We start from the raw sequence: 15,468 nt of genomic DNA on the forward strand, positions 1-15,468 counted from the left end.
ACTGTTGGACGTATAGTTTTAGGAATCGAATTTTCTGACATAAAAACTCCCACTATTCTCTGACCGATGGAATGTCTTCAATAGAATAAAATACCAGTTTAGAATGTGGCAACCTAGAAACCTCCTCTAAAGTAACGTATATCACTTTATATGTGAATTATATTGTATATTAATATGTCAAACTATTTAGAAAAACGTTTTAGAAAAATATAATAATTCGACAACTATTTTAAATATAAAAACCACATAAAGAATGAGAATTTCCATTAGTCTCTACTTTATGTGGTAAATTATCAACATATAATTAATCTGTTACGGCTAATGCAGTTACTTCTTCCATCCCCTTTTTTAGTATTAATAACATTTCTGCTAATTCATCGTACGTTGCTGCTAGTGGAGGCATAAAGACGACGACGTCCCCAAGCGGTCTAGTTAACATCCCTAGTTCTCGCATTTTTAATGTCGCTTTATAGCCAACTCTTTCCTCTTTTCGAAATGATTTTTTCGTTTTCTTATCTTCCACAAGTTCAATTCCGCACATTAATCCCATTTGCCGGACGTCAACGACATGTTCCAATGCTGCAATTTCTTTTAATTGTTCTGTAAGCCAAGCAGATTTCTCTTCGGCTTGTTGGATTAGATTTTCTTTTTCAAACAAATCTAAGTTAGCTAAAGCAGCTGCACACCCTAATTGGTTTCCAGTATACGAATGCCCATGATAAAAGGTTTTCCCTTCATGATAATCTGCATAAAATGCCTGGTAAATCTCTTCACTTGTTAATGTTGCTGCAACTGGTAAATACCCCCCGGTAATTCCTTTAGCAAGCGTCATCATATCAGGCTTGACATTTTCATGTTCAACAGCAAACATTTTACCCGTACGACCAAAACCTGTCGCTACCTCATCTACAATAAACAAAATATTATATTTTCGACATAATTGCTCGAGTCCTTTTAAATATCCTTTTGGCATGACATTCATTCCACCTGCCCCTTGCATGATGGACTCAACAGTCATTCCAGCAATTTCCTGGTGGCGTTCTTTAAATAGTTCTTCAAGTTCATGAAGCGATTCTTCACATACGACACGTTCATCTCCAGAAGGATGACGATATACATGTGGAAAAGGAACAACAATTGCATCAAATAAAAGTGACGTATATACACGATGATATATATCGATAGAACCGACACTCATTGTTCCAACTGTATCACCATGATAGCCATTACTTAACGTAACAAATTTCCTTTTATTCGATTGACCAATATTTTGCCAATATTGATACGCCATTTTAATCGAGATTTCAACGGATGTTGCACCACTATCCGAATAAAAAACACGTGTTAACCCTTCAGGTGCTATGTCAACAAGTTTTTTCGCAAGTAATACTGACGGTACATTCGCTGCTCCAAGTAACGTTGAATGAGCAATTTTATCTAACTGTTGTTTAACCGCATCATTAATCTCTTTTTTACAATGACCATGAACATTTAACCAAAGGGATGAATATCCATCCAAATACTCTTTTCCTTCAATATCTTTTACACGTACTCCGTCCCCACTTTCGATGATGAGTGGATCGTTTTCATAGTCAGTCATTTGTGTAAATGGTAACCACATATGTTGTTTACTTAATTGTAAAAGTTTATCCGCATTCATTTTTGTTACCTCCCAGATTCTATTATTTTTCGATTCCAGTCTTTAGTTAATGCGATACGATGCTCTTTTTCTGGCAATAGATATTCAATATTTTTAACAAATGGAACGGTACCTACAACAGGTACATTCGTTAATTTTTCAATCATTTTCACATTATCTAACTCTAGAGATCGATCTTCTTTTCCTGTTCCATTTAAAATAACACCTGTTATTAGAATCTTGTACGCTTCTAATGCTTTGATCGATAAAACGGTATGATTAATCGTTCCTAAGCCTGCTTCTCCAACTAAAATAACGGGAAAATCAAGTTCTTTAATGAAATCAATCATCGAGTAGCCCTCTTCTGTAATTGGAACATATAACCCTCCTGCACCTTCAACGACAATCCCATCATTGTTTTTTTGAATATCACTTATATCTTGATGTATTTTCGATAAATCGTAATCAATATTCTCATTTTTAGCTGCTAAATGTGGAGAACTTGGTGTTTGCAATATGTATGTATAAGGTTTATTCCTTGTTGAAATATTCCCTATCAGTTTATACATCTCTGGATCAGGTGCAAGTAATTTCCCGTCTACTTTTTCTGCACCTGTTTGAATAGGCTTATAGGCAAAAATACGTCGATTATTTCTCTTTAAAAAGTCTGTAAGTAGTGATGTTACAATCGTTTTACCTATATCAGTGCCTGTTCCTGTTACAAAAAATTTAAGCATTTAATCCCCCCTCTTTTAATTGTAAACCATTTTACAAATAAGTTAACATATATTATGATAACTCACAAGTAAGAATTTCAAAATAATAGTAAATAAATCGAAAAAGGAGGAAATTTATTGAACAAAAACGTGTACACACTTGTTGAAATCAGTTTACTTGCAGCATTTATCGTTATTACCGGTTCTTTTAAAATACCTACTGGAATTCCTGGAAGCGAATTTCAATTATCTGCACCAATCGCTATTGCTATTTGTGCAGTGTTTGGTTTTAAAAAATATCTTATTGCTGGCATTATGTCTAGTTGTATTTTGTTTATGCTTGGAATTCATACATTATTTAATATTGAAATCGCCATGGTATATCGAATCGTAGGAGGTGGGATTGTTGCTATTTTTGGTACGCGACTTCCGGTCTTAATCGTTGCAGGTCCGATTGGAACATTTGCAGCCAGAACCGTACTCGCTTTAACATTACAAATTCCGGCACTCTCCCTTATTATACCGGCTATTCCAGGGATGATTTTTACAGCACTGACGAGTTATCCATTGAAGAAGATTATTCGTCGAGTTTATGAACGAACAGGAATGAAAAAGTATGAAAAAGTGGTATAGTGTTCGAATGCGTTCGAGTAAAGGAGGTTCTCACGAAAACGGTGGTCAACATATTTCTGGAGCTGAACGACTCGTTACACCTGTTGAATTGGAGACAACAACGACAGAAATGATTCGTCGGGCAACAATGCACACACGTGGAGAAGCAGATTTTATTTCATTAAAAATAGAATCGATTCAACCGAGTGAAATCCAATACATTCTCCCTTTATGCGTAAAGGAAATCATAAATGAAAGTCATCATACAACAAAAAAAGTATTGCAGGAACAATTAGTGTCCTCACCTATTCCACAAGAACTCCTTTTCTCTTTATATGATTGGATCATTCAGGATAACGTTACAAGAGGGGCTGCCGTTATTGATATTAATAGTGGTAAACGCATGGATCCTATGATAGATCGTGGAGTACGTGTTTCCCATTTTGATTGGGACAAAGAGTTTAAAGACAAATGGTCGACAGAAAAGCTTGGTGTCTATAACGAAAGACGAGCAGAAGCAATTGCCTTAGCTTCGAAAGTCGCCGCAGCTGGTACAATTTGCGAAATCTGTTGTTCTGATGACCCGGAATATACAACTGGTTATCTTACATATCAACATAACTTCATACGCATTCCAAATATGAAACAGAAAAATTCGCCATATGGCGGACGTGTATTTTTTGTCGATGCGAAAAAATTAGATATTGATGAATACATTCATTATTTAGAAACGACACCCGTTTTTATTGGAGGGATTTCATGAACGATTGGATTTTAAAAGAATGGGAAAAGATGCAACGCTCTCCCCTGTTACGACAATTAATGGTCACGGATAAAAACAGTCCTAAAACTATAATAAATGGAAAACGGAAAATTTTAGCTGCTTCCAATAATTATTTAGGACTCGCAACAGATGAGCGTGTCATTACAAAAGCGAAAGAAGCATTGGACCGCTTCGGAACAGGTAGTGGTGGTTCGCGCTTAACGACAGGGAATTTACCGATTCATGAGCGGTTAGAGCGAGAACTTGCTCAGTTTAAACAGACGGAAGCATGTCTGTTATATTCGAGTGGATTTTTAGCTAATCTGGGTGTTATTAGTGGATTAAGTGATAAAGAAACAATTATTTTTAGTGATGAATTAAATCATGCCAGCATTATTGATGCCTGTCGTTTAAGTAAAGCAAAAGTCGTCGTTTATTCCCACAACGACATGCAAGACTTGGAAGAAAAGTTAATCGACTATCGCACTCATTCGAAAAAAATAATCGTGACAGAAGGCGTATTTAGTATGGATGGTGACATCGCAAAACTTGATGTGTTACATTTTTTAAAAGAAAAATATAATGCACTCTTAATCATCGACGATGCCCATGCAACTGGGGTCATAGGTGAAAATGGTCGTGGAACAGCTGATTTTTACCAAGTAGACGTTGATGTGACAGTAGGAACATTAAGTAAAGCATTAGGAAGTGAAGGTGGATTTGTTTGTGCAAAGCAAGAAATAATTAAGTTTCTTATTCAAAAATCCCGTCCGTTTATTTTCCAAACGGCACTCGCTCCCGCTTCCGTTGCCGCAGCACTTATGAGTGTCCATATCATCCAAACGGAACCACAAAGACAGAGACGATTATTGGCAGTCGGTTTGAAATTACGAAAAGCATTATCCTCATTCGGGTATACGGTTCTCGACGGACATACACCGATAATTCCAATTATTATCGGTGATCCAGAAGATACGGTACGTTTCCAAAAAGCACTTAATGAACAAGACATATTTATTCCTGCTATCCGCCCGCCAACAGTTCCTAAACATACGAGCCGTCTTCGATGTACGCTAATGGCAACCCATACGGATGAACATATTCACATGATTATTCATGCGTTTAAAAAGAAAAGCGAGCAAAAAGAATGGTTTTAAATCTATTTTCATTTATCGAGGAAAAAATACGTAAAGAATTTAACTTCTTTACGTATTTCTTCTCTAAGGTGTTATTTATTTTTATTCGTATATTGACGCATATGCTCGTTGATTCCAGTGAGACAGATAGGCGCTGGATCGTTCGTCGTATCTACGTCTACGCTTGAACCATCAGTAGGTAGTGATTCTTCAAAAACCATTTCGTATTTAGAAACGGACAATTCCGTACGGTTATTAAATAAATTCGTATGGTGATCTATCTTTAAGAAGTCCCGATAATTCGATTGTAAAATTCCGGAGAAAAACTCACCAACAGCTCCTGAACCGTAACTGAATAAGCCAATTCGAGCCCCTGCCTCAAGCTCCTTTTGATCTAAAAGCGATAGTAAACTTAAATAAAGTGATGCTGTATAAATATTTCCAACTTTTCGACCATACAATGTGCTTATATGATAATTATCCTTTAACTTTTCTTGAACGTCTGTCGAACCCTCTTCTAGAATCGTCCGTAATGCTTTTAATCCTATTTTTGTATACGGTAAATGGTAGCAAATCGCTTCAAAATCGGCGATAGATAATCCCGATTTCTCCTTGTATTCCTTCCATACTTGTCCAAAAAACGCTAAATATTGTTCATTGGAAAACTTTCCATCAACAAAAGCAACATCAGAGTATGTCGGGCGCCAAAAATCCATTATATCTTTTGTCAAATAGGCACTTATGTCATCAAGCGCCATAATCCTTGGATTTGCACTGATAATCAGTGCAACAGCACCCGCTCCTTGCGTAACTTCTCCAGCTGTATGTAAACCGTATCGGGCAATATCGGAAGCGAGTACAAGTACTTTACTTTCTGGATTTAATGCGATATGACCTTTAGCTAGTTGAATCGCCGCAGTTGCCCCATAACAAGCTTGTTTCATCTCAATTGTACGAGCATCAGGACGAAGCCCAAGCAATTGATGGACATATACTCCTGCTGATTTAGATTGGTCGATTCCTGACTCTGTTCCAAACATGACAAAATCAATCTTTTCTAAAGACTCATCATCTAATATTTGCAATGCAGCATTTGCTGCTAGTGTGACAGGATCTTGTGTAATTGGGGCAATAGCCATTTTTTCTTGCCCAATACCAATCGTTAATTTTTCTGGTTCTACACCTCTTGCCTCAGCTAATTTATTCATATCCACATAATATTGTGGTATGTAAAAACCTATTTTATCAATTCCAATCTTCAATTATACTTCTCCTTTTCTAACTTTCTCGTCTTATTATATGTGAATTTTTTCACTTAAAAATGATATGATTACATTTTCTCATATCAAACAAGGAAAGAAAAGAATTACAAACAAAAAACTGGCCTTTAAAAATTTCATCTTCAGACCAGCTTATTTTTTATTCCTCTAACTCTTCGAATGCTTCCGGGTAAACAACTTCCTCAAACACTTCTCCTGTTGCCCCATCTTCGATATAAACAGTAACTTCCGTACTTTCCATATCTTCCCCACTGAATACTTGATAAAACATGCCAGAAAATCCAAGTCCGAGTACAGCAAATCCATCAAAGCTATCCTCGAAAACTTCTCGTTCGACGACCATTGTAAACTCAGTAAATGTTTTATTGTAAGTAATATCCTGAATGGACGTAAAGTTTTCATCATTGCTTATTTCGTCAACTGTTCCCTCAATTTCCTCCGCCATTTCTGTTAACATTTTCTTATGGTCTTTTTTGGTCATTTTAAATGTAACCGAGCCATCTTCATTTTCCGTAACCTCTTTCACACCTTCTGCTAAAGACTCTTCAATCATTTCCTCAACATTTTCATCCTTAAAAAATACTTCAGGAAGTGTCACTTCTACATTTAACAACCCTTTATCAACTTCAATTCCAGCATCTTCTTTGGCTTGTGAACCATTATCATCATCCACTTCTTTTTGCGTCTCCTTGTTTCCAGAACAAGCAGCAAGCACGAACAAACTTAAAACAAACATTATCAAAATTCTTTTCTTCACAAAAATCCCCCTAAAATTTAACTTTGCTAAAAAGTAACAGTACTACTTTAGCAAAATAAACATCTTTCGTATAGAGAACAAATATTCCATATGCAAGTTTTCGATTTTCTCTATTTGACTAGGAGATCAATTCATATTACAAAATAGGTAAATGAAGGTTATTTAAAGGGAATTTTTAAAAATCTATTGCAATAGATGGATTGTACGAGTAGAATATTGGTAATGATATTACAGGAGGACTTATTGTGTTTCGGTTTATTTCGTGGATTTTTATTGTTGTAGGTGCTTCGTTACTTTTATATGGTGGATACCAATTATGGGACTCCCATGTGAGTGAAGGGAAACGCTTGGAAGAAGCAAAAACAATCATTAGCGATGAAGTTTATAAAGGTAATAATGAAGATATTAGTAAGTATTATGAAGATATAAATACCGGTGACACGATTGGTTTGTTTTATATTCCTAGACTAGATCGTGAAATACCGATTATTGAAGGAACAGATGAAGACGAATTAGCTCAAGGAGTCGGTCATTACAAAGATACTGGTCTTCCTGGAGAAAATAGACAGATATTATTATCTGGACATCGTGATACTGTATTTCGTCAATTTGGAGAACTTGAACATGGGGATGAATTACATATTAAAATGGAGCACGGCACCTTTATTTATGTGATTCAAGACCATGAAATTGTAGACGCAGATGATCGAACAGTTATTGACCCAAGCCGTGAAGATGAATATTTGACCGTTTCAACTTGTTACCCTTTTTCATTTGTCGGTAGTGCGCCTGATCGCTATGTTGTGTACGCCTATCCGAAGGCGGTAAAATAACCCCTCTAAGCTTGGAGGGGTTTTATAACTTTCTACCCACGTTGATATTGATTACCGCTACGATGGTTAGTTTCTGAGTCTCGTGACAAGATGCACGCAATCTTGCTTAGCCGTTAAGACGCTTTTTTAAATTCATGCACCCATACTTCAAGGTTTGGAATCCACACAGATTCCTCATGAATTGATGTAATTGCCTTTTTATATTCTTCTAAACTAGTATACCCTTCTTGCTTAGCGTGTTCTTCGGTTACATCCCCCAGCTTTTGTTTGTAGACATTTTCCAACATAAAAATTTCGCCATCAACTTCCCAGGTATCACCAATATTACCGAAACGATTACTTCTACGAACAGCAGTCTTCTCACCTTTTTTCATTTTTTCAATATCTTCAGTTCTTGTCACTAAATTCGTAAGTTCATATTTATATTCCATTTTTGTACACTCCTCGTCACCTTTTATTATATAGAGAAATTATTACTTTGCTAAAAATATTCCGTATAAGTAAGAAAAAGTCAATTATCTTTCAATTTTACTCCTCAAAAATGTAATTAAAATCACACTTTATCTTTATGATCTATATTATCATGGATACTATAAGATATATACTCAGACGATGTAGGAGTGATTAATATGGTAGAGACAGAAGAAACGGATGACGGATGGTATTCTTTACATGATTTTAGAACGATTAATTGGGAAAAATGGCAAGAAGATTTTGAAACAACCAGAGAAAAAGCACTACAAGAATTTCATACCTTACTTGATAAATGGCAGAAAACAGAGGACAATAAACAAGGTGGCCATCAGTTATTTTCAATCGTTGGCCAAAAATTTGACATAATGTTTATGTTTCTAAGACCGGAGATGAAAGATTTAAATGATCTAAAAAACGAGTTTAACAAAACATCGATTGCGCATTATATGAAACCAGCTTATTCTTTTGTACCAATAATTGAAAAAAGTTCTTATACTAAACCTGAAATTAATCCTTATAAAAATCCAGAAATGTTGAAAAAACTATATCCGACGATTCCAAATTCAGAATATGTCTGTTTTTATCCGATGAGTAAACTGCGCGGTGAAACAAACAACTGGTTTACATTAGAAAAAAGACGCAAGAGGAAAATTAATGTTTGATCATATTAAAACTGCTAAACCGTTTACAGAAGAAGTAAAACGGATTATTACCGGATCCATCGGACTGGATGATTATGAATGGGGAGTTACATTGTTCTGTGACGATCCGCTGCAATTTAAAAAGTTAATTTACGATACACGTTTTGATAAAGTAAGTGCAAAATACGGTATCTTCGGATCATACTATATCGGAAATTTACTTCCTATAAATAAAATAGAACGCTATTTTGCTGTTTAAAAACTAAAAAAGTAATATACGGTAAAGAAGTTTCAAACAAAATGTTGATAGTAATTTTTAACTTGCAAATATTTATACAGTAGCTAAAAAAGCACAGAAACTCTGTGCTTTTTTAGAAGGTAAGAAAACTTTCTTACTGCATAAGAGCAACTTTGGCTTTCGCCATAAAGGCTTGGCGATAAGCCAAGTTTTCTAATGTTATAGGGACTTTTTCAACATCGACATTCACTCCTTTAGATGAACATTTAGTCTCCATTAAGGTTTGTCACCTCATCAAAAGGAATTGATTCACCGTTCATTAGAACATCTATTACATCATGCTCTTTATCTTTCGTTAAATAATATGTATTTTGCATTAATACATCATTTTGAGGATTAAGTACATTAAACTTTATCGTTATCGTATCCCCTTGTGTTTCTAAATCAGCTTCTACTTCCCCACTTGATTGAAAAATAATATAAGAACCTTTATCACCATCATTGATTAATTGAAGTCTCAAATTGGAATTAACTATGTTTTGCACGTTACTAGGGACGTTTTCAATTTTGCTAAAACTCAGAATTGATGAATGACAAGCCGATAAAATTGATACAAATAAAAACATAGATACATATACTTTTTTCATTTTTTTATTCCTTCCACCCCGTTCTTTAATATGGCTGATGCACTAAACAAAGATTTATATAAACATTTCAGGAAACGTTCAACATCGATAGAAATATACCAATCGCAAAAAATTATAGCAATTGTTATATTTTTGTATGCATTTTTATAATCTTTATATTTCATATTTTTAATCGTTCTTAAAAGGAATAAAATCGTTGGGATTATAAAAACAATCGGAAACAAGCTTTTATAAAATAAACTTAGGAATCCAAAGGAGGATAACTACTGCAAAAATATTGCCAATTTTCTTATCGCTAATATTTTCAGCATTTTGTTACCTTGCACCTTCCTTTTTTAATATCCCGATTAGCTTTTATCAATTAACGTATCCAAGATTGTTGAACATATAAGCTTGCAACGTATCGTTTCCAATATAAGAACAACTACATTGATACTAAAAATAATAATACATTATTCTTTTGTTTTTCCGTAATACGTAAGATTTATCGTTATTCTTATTTCGGCTATCGTACACAATTATAAAAGGTATTTATGAGCTTGTTAAATTATTACTTATAAGATATTTACAAAGCAAACAAACCTAGCTGCTGAGAAAAGAAATATTGCAACATCTTTTCGATTTATTCATATCCCCTTAAACAAATACAATAATTTTTCTGATGTAGTTAAACAGAACATACATCTTTCTCTGCAAACTGAAAGTTATGCTTTATTATATGTATAGTAACACAACACCCATTGTTTCTCACTAATTTTTGGGAAATTAAACCAAAAAAATCAAGGACATGTAACTTTAGTAATCACGTTACACAAATAACAAGCAATCTAACATACATATTAATAAATAAAAAGAATCAATGCGCTCGCTGAACATCCTTTCAATAAATAAAGTAAGATAAAGCCATTCTTATCCAAAAAAAAGGATGCTAATTCATTTATTTGCATCCTTAACTGCCATGATTTTTATTTTTTCTACTTCTTATCTGTTCGTTTGTTCTTCTATACGCTTTTATTCAAGATCTTGCAAATTATGCAGCGCTTCTTTTAATTTCCCTAATTCATCTAAGCTAAACGTAATGCCTTTTCCCATTTTCGTATGATCTTCTGACCAATCACGAATATCGTATTTCGGCTCTCTCCCGTTCCAACTAACCAAATTTAATTCTTTCTTCCACCCTTTGGATCCTTCAGATAATACGGCGACAGTTTCAATAACTTCAAAATTAAATGATGACATTCCGTTAACTCTCCTTATCAAGACAATATAGTTTGCGACTAAGCTCATTATATCATCCCTTATAAGAGCTTTCTCCTGTTTTGCCATATTAATATTTATTTTTCCTTCCGTTCTTGTTCTAGCTTTGTTGCCGCCTCTACATCTGATTCATCGGCAATTTCAGTCTGAAACCTTGTTGGAATGGGAGCTGATCGATCAGGTTCATGAACTCTATCCATCATGTAAATATGAAACACTGCCTCGGCTGCTGCTCCTAAATACGCTGCGGTAAAGGCAGGAAGAATAAGAGAGACATTGCCTTCCACCACTAAATTTCCTAACAATAAATAAAGTAGAAAAAAAGTCGCAAAATCCGCAATCGCTGCGACAGCTTTATTAATCCGTGGTAAGATAAATAGATCACCGATAAAAGTAATCGTAGACACAACTAAAGTCATCAACAGCAAGCGACCGATTGTAGCATGAAAGAAGATACCGAAAATCGAAAACGTAAGTACACCAATCCCAATAAATTTTATAATAAATGCTTTTAATTGTTCCATAAAATACCAGACACCTCTTTTTATCTCTTAGTATTTGGTAAAATAATTTTTTTATACTATGGTAGAGTTAGAAGTTTTAAAGGAGCGTTTTTTATGATTGAGGTATACACAGACGGAGCATCAGGCGGAAACCCTGGGAGAAGCGGTGTTGGAGTTTATATCAAAGCTTATGGAAAACAATACGAATATTCGATTCCTCTTAAGGAAATGTCCAACCATGAAGCAGAATTTCATGCTGTGAATAAAGCATTAGAAATTTGTCTAGAAAAATTCCCTGATGAAATTTTATCCTTTCAATCAGATTCTCAAGCAGTTGTCGTGGCGATTGAAAAAAAATTTGCCAAAAATCCAGATTTCAAGCAAATATTAGATGAGATTCTGGAAAAAGCAAGTCATTTTCCTTACTTTTTTATAAAATGGATTCCGAGCAAACATAATTTCCATGCCGACCAATTAGCAAAAAAAGCAATTCAAATGCAACAAAAATAGCTGGAACTATTGCTCATTGGTTCCAGCTTTTACTTTAAAAATAAAGGAAGATTTTATTTAATAAAAAAATAAAAAAATTCATCGACTAGTAAAGAAACCTTCATTGGTCCACCTATGAATCCTGTTTTTCGTTTCACTTTTACTTCCAAACGAATTAACCTTTGCTAATACTTATCTTTGAACCAATTATTTTCAGTACCTTTCTTCATAAATTTTTATAGATCCCATCTTTACCATACACATACAGAAACGGTCCTCGCATAAATACAGGACCAATGATGATTTTGCCATTTTTATCTATTAATTGTATTTTTTCCTTTGAGGTAATTGTCCGATTTTTTATGCGAAAACGCATTATCGTATTAATATCTACTTGACCAATTAAGCCCGTTTGATCAAACATAAATTGTTCTATTGAGTTGTCACCTTCTATACGATAACGTATCGTCTCTTTCATCCCATTAAGTTGAACTAAGAAAAAATCATCATAGTAATAGAAATACACTTCCTTTGAATTCACAACATTCAAGGCATAACAATCAATAATTCCATAACTGCCTGCCCCCCACATTTTTTGACCATTTATACTATACGCAATAAGACCTTCACTACCCATGGGCTGTTCCCATCCGAAATTACCAAATATCCCCTCATCAAAATAACTCACCCAAATTGTATCAGTTTCATCAATATGTACATGTTCAATGCCATCTCCAAGTGTAAAGGCAGCAATTAACTGCCCGTTTGAATTATATCTTCTAGCATTTCGTTCAACATATTTTCCATCTTTTAAACAGCGTCCTTGAACAAGTAGTAAAGTGTCATCTGAAAATAAATCAACTTCCGTTGGTATAAAAGGAACATTTTTTAATTCCACCGTCTCTATATTTACACCTTTGATAATCTTAATAATCCAGTTGTTTTTTGGTACTGGACGTTGAAAAAAATCGAGTTCTTGTAAATCATTTTCTAGTAATAATAATGTTCCATCTCTTGTTACTTGACCACCTATAAAATTCAAATCTGAGGAATACTCTATCCATTTTTGCATAATTAATTTCTCTATTTCTATCACCCCTTTGAATGCTTTAACAACATTTGGAATATAGTGCCCGAGGTTTACTTTCAATAAGTAAATGGATATGTTCTTTGTCGGATTCCATTTCAATAATTTTTATACTTATGTTCTACACTACATCGGGGACTTTCACGATAGTTGGGTTGAACATGAGTTTAAAATAATCACCCTTACGCCTGCAAGCGAATTGGGTGATTACTTTTTATCCATATTTGCGATCTGTCTCCTTGAAGGGCTGTTTCACGCTAGACATGGACAATCTTTTTATTTTGTGACTTTCTTTATTATACCTTAGTCACCTACCCGGATTTTTTCTTATTCATTAACGACGTTTTCGCTTATTTTTCTTGCCGTGAATGTTTACAAATTCGCTTTCTTCTGCAATCTCCACATCGTGCTTGGGGCTTGTATCGTATTTTCTAGCAATATTTCGTTGCTTCCCTTTATCTTTATTACGATTTTTATTTTCCTCAGACAAGTTAGTAACCTCCTTGTTTCACTTCAGATTTACTATGTGCAGTCCGAGGAAAAATATGAATGCTTCCCGTAATACATAAGTGGATTAGCCGATATTCAATCGAAAAGTAACGCCAATATATTTAGACAATCGCCGGTAAAAATAGAAAAGCACCGATCTATTAAAAAATCCTCCGATATCATTTTGTTTTAAAGAGAAATTTTGCTCCTTAATTTCTGCGTCTATTCATTTAAATGTTCTTTTCCCCTTCTCATGAACAACTTTTTCCACTTCCTCCACTCGATCATCGTTTAATTTATGTTCTGGTTTTGGATGAAACCATTCTAAATTACCGTCTTAACAATTAATAATATGTTCATGCTTTTCATAATAACAGAGCTATTTTCCTTTATCCGCAGACTTTCTGTAAAAGAAGCACATCTATTTGTATAAACATAAAGTATTCTGTACACAAAAAAACCAAATCCCAATAAAATTAAGATTTGGCTTTTCTGCTTATTTAAGTGCTGCTTTTGCTTGTTCAACAAGTGCCGCAAATGCTTTTTCATCATTAATAGCAAGATCAGAAAGCATCTTACGATTAATATCAACTCCAGCAACTTTTAACCCATGCATTAATTTGCTGTATGAGATATCATTTAAACGTGCTGCAGCGTTAATACGAGCAATCCATAATTTACGGAATTCCCGCTTTCTTTGTCTCCGGTCACGGTATGCATAATTACCGGACTTCATTACTTGTTGCTTTGCAGTTTTAAATAATTTATGTTTTGAACCATAATAACCTTTTGCTAATTTTAATACACGTTTACGTCTAGCACGTGTAACTGTTCCACCTTTAACTCGTGGCATTGTTATTACCTCCTAAAAGTACAAATCAAGTTTTATAGTTGTTATTATCTTGGAATCATTTGGTCGATTCGCTTTTGATCGCCTTTTGAAACAAGTGCTGATTTACGTAACTTACGTTTTTGTTTTTGTGACTTGTTAGCAAATAAGTGACTTGTATACGCTTGTGAACGTTTTAACTTTCCAGATCCTGTACGTTTAAAGCGCTTTTGTGATCCTTTATGAGTTTTCATTTTTGCCATTATTCTGTTCCTCCCTCAATTACATTCGATGCAAAATCCTTATTTTTCTGATGTTGGAGCTAGCATCATAAACATTTGCCGGCCTTCCATTTTAGCCTTCGATTCAACAGATGCAATATCTTTTACTTCCTCTGCAAGTCTGTCTAATACTTCTTGTCCTAGTTCCTTGTGCGTGATCGCACGTCCTCTAAACCGAACAGAAGCTTTAACTTTATCACCATTTTCAATAAACTTGCGGGCATTCCGCAATTTTGTATTAAAGTCATGATCTCCAATACCAGGTGAGAAGCGTACTTCTTTTACATTAATAACCCGCTGTTTTTTACGTGCTTCTTTGTCTTTCTTTTGTTGCTCATAACGATATTTACCGTAGTCCATTATTCGACAAACTGGCGGTTTGGCTCCTGGAGCTACCAATACTAAATCCAAATTCCTCGTTTGCGCAATTTTTAACGCTTCATCACGAGATTTGACTCCAAGTTGGTCACCATTTGCATCAATAAGACGTACTTCTCTTGCACGAATCGTTTCATTAACATTCATTTCCTTGCTAATATCTAGCCACCTCCGAAAAAATTTGATCCGCTATGACAAGATGTTGAGCATTTACAAAATAAAAAATGTGGGCACACGAATGCACCCACATGTCTCTCATGTTGTAGAAAGATACTAATAACCAGCCAACAGCTTTATTAAAGCGTTGATCAGGTGAGAAGCGGGTGCTCCTACTTGTCGTTAGTCAGATTATGAATTATTCAATTCAACTACTTTAGTCTAGCATGCTTAAATTAGTTTGTCAAACTCAACCAAATACT

The 15,468-nt window shown here is 34.6% G+C and carries 21 protein-coding genes and 1 other annotated feature; of the genes, 7 read left to right on the forward strand and 14 right to left on the reverse strand.

Annotated features, from left to right (window positions below; genetic code table 11):
- Positions 1-304 precede the first annotated feature (304 nt).
- Together bioA and bioD are read right to left on the reverse strand one after the other, a co-directional pair.
- The gene (gene bioA, locus SPD89_RS20815; protein WP_336263858.1) at positions 305-1,660 is read right to left on the reverse strand and encodes an adenosylmethionine--8-amino-7-oxononanoate transaminase; all 1,356 of its coding nucleotides are present in this window, start codon (positions 1,658-1,660) and stop codon (positions 305-307) included.
- A 5-nt stretch (positions 1,661-1,665) separates the two neighbouring features.
- Positions 1,666-2,376, reverse strand: coding sequence for a dethiobiotin synthase (gene bioD, locus SPD89_RS20820; RefSeq protein WP_336263859.1), 711 nt, complete (start codon positions 2,374-2,376; stop codon positions 1,666-1,668).
- A gap of 117 nt (positions 2,377-2,493) precedes the next feature.
- Between bioD and SPD89_RS20825 the strand changes: the two genes are divergently transcribed.
- From SPD89_RS20825 to bioF, 3 genes are read left to right on the forward strand one after another with little or no spacing between them, the layout of a single operon-like run.
- On the forward strand, positions 2,494-2,988 hold the full coding sequence (locus SPD89_RS20825; RefSeq protein ID WP_336263860.1) for a hypothetical protein: 495 nt from the start codon (positions 2,494-2,496) through the stop codon (positions 2,986-2,988).
- A complete protein-coding gene (locus SPD89_RS20830; protein WP_336263861.1) occupies positions 2,972-3,730 on the forward strand; it encodes a 6-carboxyhexanoate--CoA ligase in 759 nt (252 codons plus the stop codon). The genes SPD89_RS20825 and SPD89_RS20830 overlap by 17 nt, the downstream gene beginning before the upstream one ends.
- On the forward strand, positions 3,727-4,887 hold the full coding sequence (gene bioF / locus SPD89_RS20835; RefSeq protein ID WP_336263862.1) for an 8-amino-7-oxononanoate synthase: 1,161 nt from the start codon (positions 3,727-3,729) through the stop codon (positions 4,885-4,887). The genes SPD89_RS20830 and bioF overlap by 4 nt, the downstream gene beginning before the upstream one ends.
- A 71-nt stretch (positions 4,888-4,958) precedes the next feature.
- On the opposite strand, the gene SPD89_RS20840 is transcribed toward bioF, so the two are convergent.
- A complete protein-coding gene (locus SPD89_RS20840; RefSeq protein ID WP_336263863.1) occupies positions 4,959-6,128 on the reverse strand; it encodes a hydroxymethylglutaryl-CoA synthase in 1,170 nt (389 codons plus the stop codon).
- 157 nt (positions 6,129-6,285) lie between these two features.
- Positions 6,286-6,903, reverse strand: a complete 618-nt coding sequence (locus tag SPD89_RS20845) for a hypothetical protein (RefSeq protein ID WP_336263864.1) — start codon at positions 6,901-6,903, stop codon at positions 6,286-6,288.
- A gap of 245 nt (positions 6,904-7,148) precedes the next feature.
- Here SPD89_RS20845 and SPD89_RS20850 point away from each other — a divergent pair, with 245 nt between their 5' ends.
- Positions 7,149-7,736, forward strand: a complete 588-nt coding sequence (locus tag SPD89_RS20850; protein ID WP_336263865.1) for a class D sortase — start codon at positions 7,149-7,151, stop codon at positions 7,734-7,736.
- A 113-nt stretch (positions 7,737-7,849) separates the two neighbouring features.
- On the opposite strand, the gene SPD89_RS20855 is transcribed toward SPD89_RS20850, so the two are convergent.
- Positions 7,850-8,167: an ASCH domain-containing protein gene (locus SPD89_RS20855; protein ID WP_336263866.1), complete on the reverse strand. Its 318-nt coding sequence runs from the start codon at positions 8,165-8,167 to the stop codon at positions 7,850-7,852.
- 198 nt (positions 8,168-8,365) lie between these two features.
- On the opposite strand from SPD89_RS20855, the gene SPD89_RS20860 reads away from it, so the two are divergent.
- Together SPD89_RS20860 and SPD89_RS20865 are read left to right on the forward strand one after the other, a co-directional pair.
- Entirely contained in the window at positions 8,366-8,872 is a 507-nt protein-coding gene (locus tag SPD89_RS20860) for a chlorite dismutase family protein (RefSeq protein ID WP_336263867.1), read from the forward strand.
- A complete protein-coding gene (locus SPD89_RS20865) occupies positions 8,865-9,110 on the forward strand; it encodes a chlorite dismutase family protein (protein ID WP_336263868.1) in 246 nt (81 codons plus the stop codon). Before SPD89_RS20860 ends, SPD89_RS20865 begins: the two co-directional genes overlap by 8 nt.
- 245 nt (positions 9,111-9,355) lie before the next feature.
- On the opposite strand, the gene SPD89_RS20870 is transcribed toward SPD89_RS20865, so the two are convergent.
- From SPD89_RS20870 to SPD89_RS20880, 3 genes are all read right to left on the reverse strand, one after another.
- Positions 9,356-9,736 carry a peptidylprolyl isomerase gene (locus SPD89_RS20870; protein ID WP_336263869.1) on the reverse strand — a complete coding sequence of 127 codons (381 nt, stop codon included), beginning with the start codon at positions 9,734-9,736 and terminating at the stop codon, positions 9,356-9,358.
- Positions 9,737-10,747: 1,011 nt separating this feature from the next.
- Positions 10,748-10,975, reverse strand: coding sequence for a YdbC family protein (locus SPD89_RS20875; RefSeq protein ID WP_336263870.1), 228 nt, complete (start codon positions 10,973-10,975; stop codon positions 10,748-10,750).
- Positions 10,976-11,070: 95 nt separating this feature from the next.
- Positions 11,071-11,517: a DUF2512 family protein gene (locus SPD89_RS20880; RefSeq protein ID WP_336263871.1), complete on the reverse strand. Its 447-nt coding sequence runs from the start codon at positions 11,515-11,517 to the stop codon at positions 11,071-11,073.
- A 93-nt stretch (positions 11,518-11,610) separates the two neighbouring features.
- Between SPD89_RS20880 and SPD89_RS20885 the strand changes: the two genes are divergently transcribed.
- Positions 11,611-12,006, forward strand: coding sequence for a ribonuclease HI family protein (locus SPD89_RS20885; RefSeq protein ID WP_336263872.1), 396 nt, complete (start codon positions 11,611-11,613; stop codon positions 12,004-12,006).
- A gap of 205 nt (positions 12,007-12,211) precedes the next feature.
- On the opposite strand, the gene SPD89_RS20890 is transcribed toward SPD89_RS20885, so the two are convergent.
- The 6 genes from SPD89_RS20890 to infC form a co-directional block, all read right to left on the reverse strand.
- Complete coding sequence (locus SPD89_RS20890; protein ID WP_336263873.1) at positions 12,212-13,057, reverse strand: hypothetical protein; 846 nt, start codon at positions 13,055-13,057, stop codon at positions 12,212-12,214.
- Between the two features lie 37 nt (positions 13,058-13,094).
- The gene (locus SPD89_RS23280; protein ID WP_442961217.1) at positions 13,095-13,190 is read right to left on the reverse strand and encodes a transposase; all 96 of its coding nucleotides are present in this window, start codon (positions 13,188-13,190) and stop codon (positions 13,095-13,097) included.
- Between the two features lie 216 nt (positions 13,191-13,406).
- Positions 13,407-13,562, reverse strand: a complete 156-nt coding sequence (locus tag SPD89_RS20895; RefSeq protein WP_336263874.1) for a hypothetical protein — start codon at positions 13,560-13,562, stop codon at positions 13,407-13,409.
- Positions 13,563-14,057: 495 nt separating this feature from the next.
- Positions 14,058-14,414: a 50S ribosomal protein L20 gene (rplT, locus tag SPD89_RS20900; RefSeq protein WP_336263876.1), complete on the reverse strand. Its 357-nt coding sequence runs from the start codon at positions 14,412-14,414 to the stop codon at positions 14,058-14,060.
- Between the two features lie 44 nt (positions 14,415-14,458).
- Positions 14,459-14,653, reverse strand: coding sequence for a 50S ribosomal protein L35 (gene rpmI / locus SPD89_RS20905; RefSeq protein ID WP_336263877.1), 195 nt, complete (start codon positions 14,651-14,653; stop codon positions 14,459-14,461).
- A 39-nt stretch (positions 14,654-14,692) separates the two neighbouring features.
- Complete coding sequence (infC, locus tag SPD89_RS20910; RefSeq protein ID WP_336263878.1) at positions 14,693-15,196, reverse strand: translation initiation factor IF-3; 504 nt, start codon at positions 15,194-15,196, stop codon at positions 14,693-14,695.
- Positions 15,197-15,261: 65 nt separating this feature from the next.
- Positions 15,262-15,390: a sequence feature (ribosomal protein L20 leader region), on the reverse strand.
- Positions 15,391-15,468 lie beyond the last annotated feature (78 nt).

The sequence above is a fragment of the Pseudogracilibacillus sp. SO30301A genome, from assembly GCF_037072025.1.
GTDB lineage: Bacteria > Bacillota > Bacilli > Bacillales > Amphibacillaceae > Pseudogracilibacillus.